Source organism: Mucilaginibacter sp. CSA2-8R (assembly GCF_038806765.1).
Lineage (GTDB): Bacteria > Bacteroidota > Bacteroidia > Sphingobacteriales > Sphingobacteriaceae > Mucilaginibacter.
Genome location: NZ_CP152389.1, coordinates 4,248,094 through 4,261,460 on the forward strand (window position 1 = coordinate 4,248,094; position 13,367 = coordinate 4,261,460).

Annotated in this window: 10 protein-coding genes; 4 read left to right on the top strand and 6 right to left on the bottom strand. The window is 42.0% G+C overall.

Features of this window, described 5'->3' with window-relative positions; all coding sequences use genetic code 11:
* Positions 1 to 2,088, top strand: coding sequence for a glycosyl hydrolase (locus tag AAGR14_RS17985; RefSeq protein ID WP_342645629.1), 2,088 nt, complete (start codon positions 1 to 3; stop codon positions 2,086 to 2,088).
* 41 nt (positions 2,089 to 2,129) lie between these two features.
* Positions 2,130 to 3,335, top strand: coding sequence for a glycoside hydrolase family 28 protein (locus tag AAGR14_RS17990; RefSeq protein ID WP_342645630.1), 1,206 nt, complete (start codon positions 2,130 to 2,132; stop codon positions 3,333 to 3,335).
* A gap of 48 nt (positions 3,336 to 3,383) precedes the next feature.
* Here the strand turns inward: AAGR14_RS17990 and AAGR14_RS17995 are convergent, their stop codons facing one another.
* Positions 3,384 to 5,795 carry an ATP-binding protein gene (locus tag AAGR14_RS17995; RefSeq protein ID WP_342645631.1) on the bottom strand — a complete coding sequence of 804 codons (2,412 nt, stop codon included), beginning with the start codon at positions 5,793 to 5,795 and terminating at the stop codon, positions 3,384 to 3,386.
* Between the two features lie 306 nt (positions 5,796 to 6,101).
* Between AAGR14_RS17995 and AAGR14_RS18000 the strand changes: the two genes are divergently transcribed.
* Positions 6,102 to 7,088, top strand: coding sequence for an aldo/keto reductase (locus AAGR14_RS18000; RefSeq protein WP_342645632.1), 987 nt, complete (start codon positions 6,102 to 6,104; stop codon positions 7,086 to 7,088).
* 43 nt (positions 7,089 to 7,131) lie between these two features.
* On the opposite strand, the gene AAGR14_RS18005 is transcribed toward AAGR14_RS18000, so the two are convergent.
* Positions 7,132 to 8,484 (bottom strand): amino acid permease, encoded by a 1,353-nt coding sequence (locus AAGR14_RS18005; protein WP_342645633.1) that lies wholly within the window; start codon positions 8,482 to 8,484, stop codon positions 7,132 to 7,134.
* A 67-nt stretch (positions 8,485 to 8,551) separates the two neighbouring features.
* Entirely contained in the window at positions 8,552 to 9,562 is a 1,011-nt protein-coding gene (locus tag AAGR14_RS18010) for an LLM class flavin-dependent oxidoreductase (protein WP_342645634.1), read from the bottom strand.
* A 184-nt stretch (positions 9,563 to 9,746) separates the two neighbouring features.
* Here AAGR14_RS18010 and AAGR14_RS18015 point away from each other — a divergent pair, with 184 nt between their 5' ends.
* The gene (locus AAGR14_RS18015; protein ID WP_342645635.1) at positions 9,747 to 10,211 is read left to right on the top strand and encodes a GNAT family N-acetyltransferase; all 465 of its coding nucleotides are present in this window, start codon (positions 9,747 to 9,749) and stop codon (positions 10,209 to 10,211) included.
* A gap of 73 nt (positions 10,212 to 10,284) precedes the next feature.
* On the opposite strand, the gene AAGR14_RS18020 is transcribed toward AAGR14_RS18015, so the two are convergent.
* From AAGR14_RS18020 to AAGR14_RS18030, 3 genes are all read right to left on the bottom strand, one after another.
* On the bottom strand, positions 10,285 to 11,265 hold the full coding sequence (locus AAGR14_RS18020) for a type I phosphomannose isomerase catalytic subunit (protein ID WP_342645636.1): 981 nt from the start codon (positions 11,263 to 11,265) through the stop codon (positions 10,285 to 10,287).
* A 95-nt stretch (positions 11,266 to 11,360) separates the two neighbouring features.
* Complete coding sequence (locus AAGR14_RS18025; protein WP_342645637.1) at positions 11,361 to 11,873, bottom strand: hypothetical protein; 513 nt, start codon at positions 11,871 to 11,873, stop codon at positions 11,361 to 11,363.
* Positions 11,874 to 11,982: 109 nt separating this feature from the next.
* Entirely contained in the window at positions 11,983 to 13,212 is a 1,230-nt protein-coding gene (locus AAGR14_RS18030) for an NADP-dependent isocitrate dehydrogenase (RefSeq protein WP_342645638.1), read from the bottom strand.
* Positions 13,213 to 13,367 lie beyond the last annotated feature (155 nt).

The following is a 13,367-nucleotide window of genomic DNA, read 5'->3' on the forward strand; positions in this document are numbered from 1 at the left end:
ATGAGACTAAAATATAGCTTCCTCACACTGTTATGCTGTTGCACGATATTTATCGCCAATGCACAAGATTGGTTAAAAGTCACGCATCCAACAGCGGTTCAGATGCGCCAAAGCTTTAAATCGCCTCCACTGCCCTACGCTCAAACTATGGACTACGGCTTGGGCAAAAACTTCACGCCCGAGGGTATAGCTCATGATTTAGATGAAATTTATAAGCAGGGTATCAGAGCTATCAGTATTGAGGGGGTACCCGGCTCGCCCTATCCTTATCTTTCAGACGGTTACATGCAAGGTGTAAGAATGGTGGTGGCCGAGTTAAAAAAGCGGAACATGCACCTATGGATTATTGACGAAGGCCAGTATCCAAGTGGCTTTTCCGGCGGCTTGATATCCGAAAAAGCACCGGAGCTGCGTATGCAGGGTTTAGTACTGGCTAAACGTATGGCCTTGCAGGATAATGAAAAGATTGATGGACATAAACTTGCATCAAACATTGTAAGTGCGGTTGCCTATAATCCGGCAACGCAACAGAGCAAAATTATTGATGTAAGCACCGGCACCTTAAATTGGCCGGGCATGCCGGGTATATGGCATATTTTTTTGGCCGAACATCGCTTTAAAACGGCGGTCACCCGCTCAGCCAATAATCCTAAACGCATTAAAGACACCTCACATTCCCTTATTGATTATTTAAACCCCGAGGCCACCCGTAAGTGGATGGAATTTACCCACGAGCGCTATAAGCAATACGTGGGCGACGAATTTGGTAAAACCATTTTAGGATTTCGCGGCGATGAACCGGAGTTTGGCTTTACGCCCTGGTCGCCAAAGTTGCCTGATGTTTTTAAGGAAAAAAAGGGGTATGATATCCGGCCTTACCTGGCCACCTTTATGCTCCCGGTGTTAACAGCACAGCAAAAGTTAGCTAAAGCCGATTTTTGGGACGTATGGTCGGACATGTTTCGGGACAATTATTTTAAAGTAATAGCCGATTGGTGCACGGCCAGTCACCTGGAGTACACTATGCACATCAACCATGAGGATAAACTGATGGATTTGGCCCGCAGCGAGGGTGACTTTTTTAAAACGATGCGCTATGTACACATACCAGGTGTAGATGCCATCTGGCACCAGATATGGTATGATAACGTTACTGACTTTTCTAAACTGGCATCGTCGGCCGCACATATGTATGGCCGGCCCCGTGCCCTTAGCGAAACTTTTGCCGCCTACACGCCCAAACCCACCGTTACTGATGTGCGCTGGGTTTTAAATGAGCAGATGGCCCGGGGAATTAACTTATTTGAGTTTATGCACTGGGGCTCGGAGTATATCAAAGATACTGCCTTTATACCCGTAAGTGCCTATGTTAACCGCGCTACCTGGTTAATGGCAAACGGCACACCTACAGCCAAAATTGCATTGTATTGCCCTACCGAAACCATGTGGTTAGGCAATAAGCAGGCAGACAGCAGCCTGCTGACTATCGGCAGGCAATTATTGCAGCATCAGCTTGATTTTGATTATGTAGACCGGCAAGGCATTACTTCTGTATTTAAAATCAGCAAGGGGTCGTTTATAAACAATAGCGGGCAGGCTTATACAGCGGTAATTATCCCAACGGTTGATGTATTAAATAAGGATGTTTTAGATAAGCTTACCGCTTTTGCACAGCAAGGGGGTAAGGTTTATTTTATAGATCAATTTCCAAAAACGCAAGCGAGCCATACTTTTATACATGCATCGGCTACGCATCAACCTGCATGGGCAAAAGTAATTGGTAATCAAATGCCCCCGGAAAGCTTTTTTGAGCAACTACCACATGATATTAGTTTAAGCAGATCTATACCCGAGGTTAAGTATCAACATCGCCATTGGCAAAATGCCGACCTGTATTTTTTGTTTAACGAAGGTGTGGTCGATCAAAAGTTTGCGGTTACAGTAGATGGTTACGGAAAGGCATCTGTATGGGATGCTGATGCTGGGATAATAAAAAGCATTTCCTCATCCTCCAAAACCACGGTCACAACTACGCTTCCCGTTGAGCTTAAAGGTCATCACAGTTTGTTTTTAGTTATTGAGCACTAAGATATTTTTAACCACTGTCTACTTTCTATATATCCATTACTATGAAACGACTACCTTTTATTTCCTGCACTCTGCTCCTCTTCATTTTAACAGCCTACACGGTAAGAAAGAAAGAATATGTGATTACCAATTATGGAGCGGTTAGCGATACGGTGACCATCAATACCTTATCTATCCAAAAAACGATTGACCAATGCGCCGCAGATGGTGGTGGTACGGTAGTGATACCGCCGGGAACTTTTATAAGCGGTTCGGTATTTTTAAAGCCTAAAGTGAATTTACATATAGCTAAAAACGGTATACTCAAAGGTTCGGTCAATCCTCAGGATTATACGCAGATTGACACCCGTTGGGAAGGCGAAGAAAAAAAATGGAGCGCCTGTTTGCTTAACGCAGATGGTTTAACCGACATTAAAATTGATGGTGAAGGAGAGATTGATGGCTCCGGCTTGGTTTGGACTAAACGCGGGTGGAAAGGCCTGTCCTACGGTAAACCACGACTGGTAGGCATACAAAACTGCAGCAATATCGAAATTTCGGGTTTGCAATTACACAACCAGGCTTCATGGGGTTTATTTGTCTTGTACAGCAAAAATATTGAAATTAAAAATCTGCACATTAACGCAGCGCATACCATTCCCAGTTCAGACGGTATAGACATTGACTCGGGCAGTCAAATTCATATCACCGGTTGCTATATTGATGTGAATGACGATTGTATTTCCATCAAATCGGGCAAAGATGAAGATGGCTTGCGGGTAAACCGGCCTGCCGAAAATATCCTGATAGAAAAATGCACGTTTGGCTATGGGCATGGCGGCGTTGCCATGGGTAGCGAAACCTCGGGCGGGATACGCAATGTAATTGTTAAAGATTGCATAGCCGAAGCTGATAATTGGGCGCCCATACGTTTTAAAACTCAACCCAGCCGCAGCGGTGTGGTCGAAAATATTACCTATCAAAACATCCTATTGAAAAACACCCGCAAGGCTTTCGAATTTAACATGGCCTGGCGTATGGTAAACCCTAAACCTGCCGCCCGTGTACTACCGGTAGTAAAAAACGTCAGATTAATTAATGTAAGCGGCACCGTAAAGGCAGTTGGCGATATGCACGGACTTCCAGGCAGTCCCATTAACGGTGTAATATTTCAAAACTGCCGTCTTATTGCTGATAAAGGACTAACAACAGACCACGTAATTAACATAGATACAACCGGCTTACGCGTTAAATTATCTCAACCTTAAATAAAGGTAATTTGTAATACAGAGAATGTTTGAAATGGCACCAAAAATTTAAACCTCCTGCTTAATAAGCGGTGTCCCAACTGCAGTTTTATTTTTAAAAATATGGTGAGAAATTTTGGCATGTAACTCATCTGGCAAAAATGGCTTTAACAGCATATCGTTAATACCATTAATGGCCAGGTCAAATCCTATTTCGGAAGGCAATGTTGCCGTTAAAGCTATGATAGGCGTGTTTACTCCATTACGACGCATCCTATTTGCTGTTTGATAGCCATCCATCACCGGCATATGTATATCCATCAAAATAAGCTGATGCCGATCAACATCCAGCTTGTCAAGCGCTTCCTGCCCGTTAACAGCTACTTCTACCGATGCTCCCCAACGTTTTAAAAACGCCTGGGCTACCATCACATTCATGGGGTTATCTTCGGCCAGTAAAATTTGTACACCTGCAAGAGACTTAGGATCGCTGGTGGTTTTGGGCTCAACTACTTTTGGTTTAACTATACTGTTTGCTTTCTCAAAGCTTTGAATAAAAAAGAAATTAGAGCCTGCGCCTTCTTTACTGGTTAATTGTAACGAAGAATGCTGCAGCTCAAGTATTCTTTTACAGATAGACAAACCTAACCCTGTACCCCCAAAACCTCTTGATGTAGATGAATCCGCCTGAGTAAAACGTTCAAAAATCAGTGCCTGGTTCTTTAACGATATACCTATCCCGGTATCTTTTACTTCAATGCGCAGGGAAACCTCGTGCTCTGTTTGCGATTGAACAGTGATTGACAAAGTTACCTGGCCCTTTAAAGTAAATTTGATTGCGTTGTGCACTAAATTGGTTATAACTTGCGAGGCACGGGTAGGGTCACCAAAAACAGTACACTTTAAATCGGCATCCACCGCCAGTTGTAAATCCAAACCCTTATCCTGCGCAGCAGTTTGCAGACTTTTAACAACAGCGGCAGCCAACCCGGCTATATCCATCTCAATATTTTCGAAAGCAATTTTACCTGCTTCTATTTTGCTGTAGTCTAAAATATCATTGACAATATTGAGCAGGTTATTGGCCGAAAATATCATGGCGTTAAGATGCTCCTGCTGATCGTGCCTGGGTTCGTTTTTGAGTAATAAATGGCTTAAACCAATTACCGAATTAAGCGGCGTTCTGATTTCATGGCTCATGGTGCTCAAAAACTCCGATTTTGCCTTTAAACCTTCGGCAGCTTGCGAGTTGGCACGCTTAAGCGTAAACGACACCCGGTGCGAAAGCACCAGCGACTGTAAAAAAAAGAATGCCATGTACCCAACAAAATTAATCATCGGTGTTTGTGGTAAAACACCCCAGTAATGTAATATTGAAATGAGGAATACAGACATTAATACAAAACTGCTTATTAGCGAATAGACAGATCCTGGCCGCTTGTTACGATAGGCTTTGATATACAAATAAGGTACATAACATATACAGACAACCGACACAACAATAAACGGGCTGATTAACTGTGTGAAGTACCACGGGCTCAAAATTAAAGTAGCTGCTACAAATGCCGCACAGATAGCACCTACACTATAAACCATCTTACTGTTTTGGTCTTTTGGGTACAGGTAATGGCAGTAAAATGCGAACAGGCCGATGCCGGCAAAAAGGCTGATATACTCGAGCTGGATGGTAAAATACCAGCTTAGATTAGGCAGCAACGTATGCAATACATAATTGTCGGTACCGAAAATCCGGTAGCTGTAAATAATTGAAAACAGGGCAAACATCAATATAGCTTTATCCCTGTTGCCTAACAGATATAAACCTAAAAAGAACAGTCCGGCCATTAACAAACACCCAGTCAGTAATAAGTCGATAGCATTGGAGCGAAAACTATGGAGTTCAATAATTTTTTTAGTGCCGATAAGCACTGATTGATTGGTACCGCCTTTACTATGAACAAAATTGGCAACTTGTAAAACAAGCCTCAGTGTGTCTGTTTTAGCGGGTATATCTACCTCATTGATTTGCCAGCGCGGCACAAAGTTTTTAGGTGATGTAGTAACATTGCCATTTTCAGCGGCTAACTGCCCATTAACATAAAAGCGATAGGCACAATACACATCAGGCATGCTTATTTTTAACGGACTTACACCATGCGGCAGTAAAACGGTAAGTCTGTATGTTCCATATCCTATTGGAGGTATAGCACGGCCGTTAACTTTTATATTTTTCCAAAGGGCCGGAAACTCGACGGTTGCAGATGGTTTAACTTCAAATTGCGTGGGGCTTAATAGCTGTTTCCAGTTAAATAACCACTCGCCATCAAGATCTAAAATATCATCAAAAGATTGCCGGCGTAAGTCGATGAAACCATTCTTGGCACAAGGCGTGCATTTATTATTTAAGCTTGCGGCTAATAGATTACTATGGATAGCAAATAGTATAATGAAATAAACAGGCCATAGCCGCAACAAGCGCATAGATATCGTCAAATGAATACGGGATGTATCAGTATATTTCTCCGTTATTACCCTTACAAATTATAACGGCTCTAACTTTATAATGATAGCGTTTAACCGTATTAGCCAGTGGGTTAGAAAGGTTACTTTATACTCAAAAGTACATTATACACTGCACAACTAAAATTAAAATCACTAAAAGAAACGATATTATTCTGCTTTGTCATATATTTTAACAGGAGATTAAAATTGATAAATTGTTAAAAGTAAATATTGGGCAAACTACCTTACTTACCGATTGTGAATTGTAAACGCTAAACAAAATTTATGAAATACAGAGAGTTAGGAAAAACCGGCGAACAGCTATCAGCTACAGGCTTAGGCTGTATGAGCATGAGCCATGCATACGGCGAGCCCAACGATGAAGAATCAATTGCTACCCTACACCGGGCTTTGGATTTAGGGGTAAACTTTTGGGATACCGCTGATGTATACGGTAGCGGTAAAAACGAAGAACTGATTGCCAAAGTGCTGGCGCCCAACCGCAGTAAAATATTTATTGCCACCAAATTTGGGTTCACGCAGAATGCCGACGGCAAAGGCATGTCATTCAACGGTTCTCCGGCTTATATGAAAACCGCCGTAGAAGAAAGTTTAAAACGTTTAAAGACCGATGTTATTGATTTATACTATGCACACCGCATTGACCCAAACGTTCCGGTTGAGGAAATGGTAGGCGCGATGGCAGAACTGGTTATACAAGGTAAAGTAAGATTTTTAGGTTTATCAGAAGCTTCGGTCAACTCCATCAAAAAAGCACATGCAGTGCACCCCATCAGTGCATTGCAAAGCGAATACTCATTGTTAACCCGCGAACCCGAGCACGACGTATTGCCGCTTTGTAAAGAGTTAGGTATTAGCTTTGTACCGTTTAGTCCGCTGGCACGTGGTTTAGTTACCAATACCCTGAATACCGACAACCTGGCTGAAGGCGACTTTCGTAAAAACTTGCCACGTTACCAAAAAGAACACCAAGACAACAATAACCAGCTGGTTAAAGGCTTTGCAGAATTGGCCGGGCAAAAACACTGTACACCTGCCCAATTAGCCTTAGCCTGGGTATTGGCACAAGGCGAACATATTATACCTATACCCGGCACCAAAAAACGAAAATACCTGGAAGAAAATGCTGCTGCTGTTAATGTGTCTTTAAATGAAGCCGACTTTAAAGCCATTGATGACTTATTGGCCAAATACCCCAACACCGGCGACCGTTACAGTGAAAGCAACTGGAAAATGGTAGACAGGAGCTAAATAATAATTACATGCACAGGCTAATTTACCTGTGCATATAATCTTATTTTTTTAAGGCAGCAGGCGTGTAAGGCCACTCGCGGTTAACGCGTGCCTTAATAAAATAAACTATCGTGCCTGTAGCAATGGCGGCCAAACCACCCAATACCATATTTACACCTGTTGAAATTAATATGCCGGCCCACATCAAAATCGCTAAAAAAATAGGCAGCGGAAAAAAGGGCATTTTGTATGGAAACTCTGTTTCGCTTTTAGCTCTGCGAAGTAAATATAAACCAATAGCCTGCGAAATAAATTGTATTAAAATACGCATGGCCAGTATGGCACTGATCACATCACTCAGTTTAAACAGTAAACTAAAAATAAAGGCTATAGCCCCCAAAACCAACAGTGATACATATGGGAAATTACCGGTAGGGTGCAGCCGGGCAAAAACTTTAAAAAATGCGCCATCAGCCGCTGCAGCGTAAGGGATGCGGCTATAACCCAAAGTAGCCGAAAAAACAGAGGCAAATGCGACGAGCAAAATCAGGCAGGTCACTATTTTGGCAGCTGTAGGCCCTGCCAGCTGATGCATAAAATCACTAATTACAAACTGACTATCCTTGGCTTGTTGCCACGGAATTACACTAACTACGCTAATATTCATGCATAAATACAGCGTAGCGATACCAGCGATAGACAAAAACATACTACGCGGAATATTACGCGACGGATTGATAATTTCTTCGCCTAAATGGCATACGTTGTAATAACCTAAATAGCTGTACACACTTTTTACGCTGGCAAAACCTATGGCTGCCACAAAAGCATAATTTAAAGTGATGCCATCGTTAACGTGCCTGATTGGGGCAGAAAAGTTGCCGTGTGCAATGCCTCCGCCAATAATCCAAAACATAGTGCACAACACAGCACCCCACAAAAGCACACTGATTTTACCAATATGTTCAATTTTACGATACAACAAAGCAATAATTGCGATGACTACGCCCCCACTAATTAATTTACTTTGCAAGGTTGATAACGGTACCAGGTAAGAAAAGTAGGAAGCAAATCCAATGGCGGCCGAGGCAATTACCAGTGGGGCCTGGATCATGGTTTGCCAAACAAACAAAAAGCTCATTAAGCGGCCAAACCCCTGTTTTCCGTAAGTTTCCTTTAAAAAGTTATAAGAGCCACCTGCCTTTGGGAAGGCTGCCCCTAACTCGCTCCATACCATAGCATCAACCAGTGATAGTACAGCACCGGCCAGCCAGGCATATAAAAAATAAGGCCCGTTCATCATCCCTATTACCATTGGCAGGGTGATGAAAGGGCCAATGCCCACCATGTCGGTCATGTTAATGGCCGTAGCCTGTAATAAACCTAAGCGTCGTTGCAGGGAGTTTTGTGACATGCAAATAAGATCAGCTGATAATTAAGGCCAATATATTGTACTTAATTCGCTTTTATGTCACTTCAGCTTAACCTTTTTTAAATACGTCTGCCAGTATTTCGTATGAACGGAGACGGGCGCTATGCTCAAAAATATGAGAGGTAGCCATTATCTCGTTCACCTGTGTTTCGTCAATAAAGGCCTGCATCTTATTTTTCAGGGTATCAGGGCCTGCAAAAAATGAGTAAGCCAGCATTTGCATGGCTGCCTGCCGCTCCTGGTAACTCCATATACCATCCATACTATCTACCGGCGGTTGCAGCAACTGGCGCTTACCGGTTACCACCCCCATAAAAAACTGATATAACGAGGTAGCAAGCCGGTTAGCCTCGGCATCGGTATCAGCAGCTACTACATTTACACAAGCTATCACATAAGGCTTATCTAAATGCACCGAAGGCTGGAAGTTTTTCCGGTATATTTCAATAGCTGTTTTAAAAAGAGCAGGCGCAAAATGACTGGCGAAAGCATAAGGTAAACCCATAGCCGCAGCTAACCGGGCACTGTCGTGGCTTGAGCCCAATATCCATATCGGAATGTCTAATCCTTCACCAGGAATAGCCCTCACCTTGCCGGTATAGTTATCAGCTGAAAAAAACATTTGCAGGCGTTGTACATCCTGCGGAAAATGTTCGGCCGCAGCAAAATTTTCGCCGCGTATAGCCATGGCGGTTAACTGATCAGATCCGGGAGCACGACCCAAGCCCAAATCAATACGACCAGGATACAGCGAAGCTAGGGTGCCAAATTGCTCTGCAACAATTAACGGAGCATGGTTGGGTAACATAATGCCTCCAGAACCTACCCTAATGGTATTGGTACTACCTGCAATATGGCCAATCAATACAGCCGTTGCCGAACTGGCCACGTTTTCCATGTTATGATGTTCGGCAAACCAGTAACGGTTGTATCCCAAACTTTCAGCATGTTGAGCTAAGTTGGCACTATTTTTAAAAGTGTCGGCCGGTGTTTGTCCTTGCGCTACGCTGGCTAAATCGAGTACCGAAAATTTAATATCTTTTAATTGCTTTGTTGCCATAATAAAATAGTTGAGCCATGTATAACACTATATGTTGTGTTTTTGAAATGACCGATTCAAATTTAAGGACTATGCAATTGTTTGTGTTAGCCCTACCTTTTTATATGACTTTGCAGATACATAATACTATCAATTTAACGCTCCATACATAATTGGTAATTACTTACCTTTGAAACAACAATACATGGCACATAACCTCATAAACTATATACAACGCTGCAAGGCGTTTTACGATCTCACCAATATTGAACTTTACGCTATTCTGCGGCTTCGCAACGAGGTCTTTGTAGTTGAACAAAACTGTGCCTTTCAGGATGCTGACAATAAAGACCAGAAATGTTATCACCTGATGTTATGGCAGGATAGCATGCTGGCTGCCTATGCCCGTTTGGTACCGGCAGGTTTATCGTATAAAGAAGTATCTATTGGTCGCATTATTACCAGTAGTGCCGTACGCGGGACAGGTACCGGCTCCATCTTAATGCAGCACGCGCTCGAAGAGTGCCAGCGCTTGTTTGGCAACACACCCATTCGGATTGGGGCACAGGTTTATGCCCAGCCCTTTTATGCAAAGTTTGGTTTTAAAGCCGAAGGTGACATTTATGATGAAGACGGCATCCCTCATGTAGAAATGGTGCGGACTACTTAAATAAAAAGCCCTGTTATAGTTATGCAGTGATGCAAGTAACCATAACAGGGCCTCAACAATTGCTTATTATGAGTTAAGCGATATAGCTCTCTAAAATTTTAAAGCCGTTAGTAGTAGTTAGCTCTACTTGTTTAACACTGTTTGGCAGCAGTATGCTATCACCCATTTTTACATTAATGGTGTTACCATTGTAATGTAACTCATAACTACCGTCCAGGCAAACATGAATTACGAAAGAGTCGAGCGCAGAATAATCTTTGCTCAAGTTTTCGGTGTAATCCAATACGTTGGTGGTAAAGTAAGGGCAGCTTACCAAATGTACGTCCTCATTCGTTTTAGGTTCGTATTTGGTTTTATACTCCGGATACTTTTTATAATCGATGGCTGCCAAAGCCTCTTCGGTGTGCAGCTCACGTTTCTGACCTTTGTCATCTACGCGGTCAAAATCGTATATACGGTAAGTGATATCTGAGGTCTGCTGTATTTCGGCAATCAATAAACCTTTACCGATGGTGTGTACTCTGCCTGCAGGTAAAAAGAATACATCGCCTGCCTTTACATCTTCGCGGTTTAAAATATCAGTCAGGTGACCGCTGTTTAGTTTATCAACATAAACCTCCTGGTTAACCTCCTGGTTAAAACCGGCAATCAGGCTCGAACCCGGATCAGCTTCAATCACGTACCACATTTCGGTTTTACCAAATGAATTATGGCGCTTTTTGGCTAATTCATCATCAGGGTGCACCTGGATAGATAAATCATCGGCAGCATCAATAAACTTAACCAACAACGGGAAGGTATTGCCAAAACGCCCGTAAACAGCTTTACCCACCAGCTCGTCTTTATACTCTTCCAGCAAATCAGCCAATGAGCGGCCGTTCAGCTCTCCGCCATCCACTACAGATACATCAGATTTCACACCAGATATTTCCCAGGTTTCGCCGCAGTTAGGTAAATCGCCAAAATCTTTGTGCAGATACGTTTTAATCTTCTGGCCACCCCAGATTTTGTCTTTGTAAATGGTTTTAAACTTTAACGGATAGAGTGTTGACATGACAGGTAAATATTAAAAACTGAATTGACTATAATGTATGTTGCCAAATTTAGTTTTTTATTATTTCATTTTACCTGCACCCTATACAATCTTATCTAATACACAGCATAATTTAACGTCAGGTCGGCCTTTACTTTTCCCCGGCTTACAGTAAATGGTGATAAGCCTCCCAGGCCATCCGCCATGTAAGCATATAAAAGGCCTTTTTCAACAATAATTATAGAGTACACTCCGTCGGGTAAGGTGGCTTGATAAAAGCCCTTATTATCCGTTTGTACAGATTGGATCAGCTTTGTTTTAAAACTGTCGTAAAATGGCCCGCCTGTTTTGTTCCGTACTGCATCTGTATTTTTTGTATATTCATAAATACGTACCTCCCGCTGTATAGCACAGGTAGAACAACTGCTCTTTCCGCCAAAAGTTGGCATACAATCACCTTGTGTTATGCTTACCGTTCCCCACACGCCATTGGTTATATTTACTTTAGTAGTATTTAAGCGATAAATAGCCGGCATATCACATTGTTCATCAACTTTATCGGCAGCTTGTTTAGTTTTTGTACAACCCAGGCATAGCAATATTAAGCACACTAAATAATGAGTTTTCATACTAACATTTTTTTAATAGATACGAGGCTGATAGTTTTTATGCTACACATAAAACAAAAAAATGCCCTGCTTTTAAGGGCAGAGCATTTTCAAAAATACAAATTGTTAATTACTTAACTAATTTAGCTTTCAGGTTTTCGTTGATAGCTTCTAAAAACTCTTCGGTATACAGGTAATCGGTACCATGTTCAACTTTAGGTTTAATGGTAATGGCTAAGTCTTTAGTCATTTTACCACTTTCTACAGTTTCGACACACACCTGTTCTAAAGTATGGCAAAAATCAATCAGTTCCTGGTTATTATCTAATTTACCGCGGAACTCTAAACCACGAGTCCAGGCAAAGATAGAAGCAATTGGGTTAGTTGATGTTGGGCGACCTTTTTGGTGCTCGCGATAGTGGCGTGTAACCGTACCGTGCGCAGCTTCAGCTTCCATTACGGTACCATCAGGAGTAACCAGTGTAGAGGTCATTAAACCTAATGAACCAAAACCTTGTGCTACGGTATCAGATTGTACGTCGCCATCATAGTTTTTACAAGCCCATACAAAGTTACCGTTCCATTTTAAGGCAGAGGCAACCATATCATCAATTAAACGGTGCTCATAAACAATACCGGCTTCGTCAAACTTAGCTTTATAATCGGCCTGATAAATTTCTTCAAAGATATCTTTAAAGCGACCATCATATTTTTTAAGGATGGTGTTTTTGGTTGACAAGTATAACGGCCAGCCTTTCATCAACGCCTGGTTAAAACAAGCATGTGCAAAACCGCGGATAGACTCATCAGTATTATACATAGCCAAAGCCACACCATCACTTTTGAAGTTAAATACTTCGAATGACTGCTCTTCGCCGCCATCTTCGGGAGTAAAAGTAATTTTGAGTTTACCTTTGCCTTTTGTTAAAAAGTCGGTAGCACGATACTGGTCGCCAAATGCGTGACGGCCAATACAAATCGGCGCAGTCCAGTTAGGTACCAACCGAGGTACGTTGTTCATTACAATTGGCTCACGAAATACAGTACCGTCCAAAATATTACGGATAGTACCATTAGGTGATTTCCACATTTGTTTTAAACCAAACTCCTCTACACGAGCCTCATCAGGCGTAATGGTAGCACATTTAATACCTACACCATATTGTTTAATAGCATTGGCAGCATCAATAGTTACCTGGTCGTTGGTCTCATCACGGTACTCAATGCCCAGGTCGAAATATTTTACATCCAGGTCAAGGTACGGGAATATCAATTTATCTTTGATAAATTGCCAGATGATGCGGGTCATCTCGTCGCCATCCAGTTCAACCACCGGATTTTCTACTTTAATTTTTGACATATCGGGTTTGTTGTTGTTCGGTTATTTAAACCCCCAAATATATATATCTTACGTTTGGGTTTAATATTTTTAATGTTTTTTATACCCTATAATATGCTTGTTACGTATTAATTGACTTGTTGCAAACAAAAGATTACCTTTAAGGCGAAAGTACA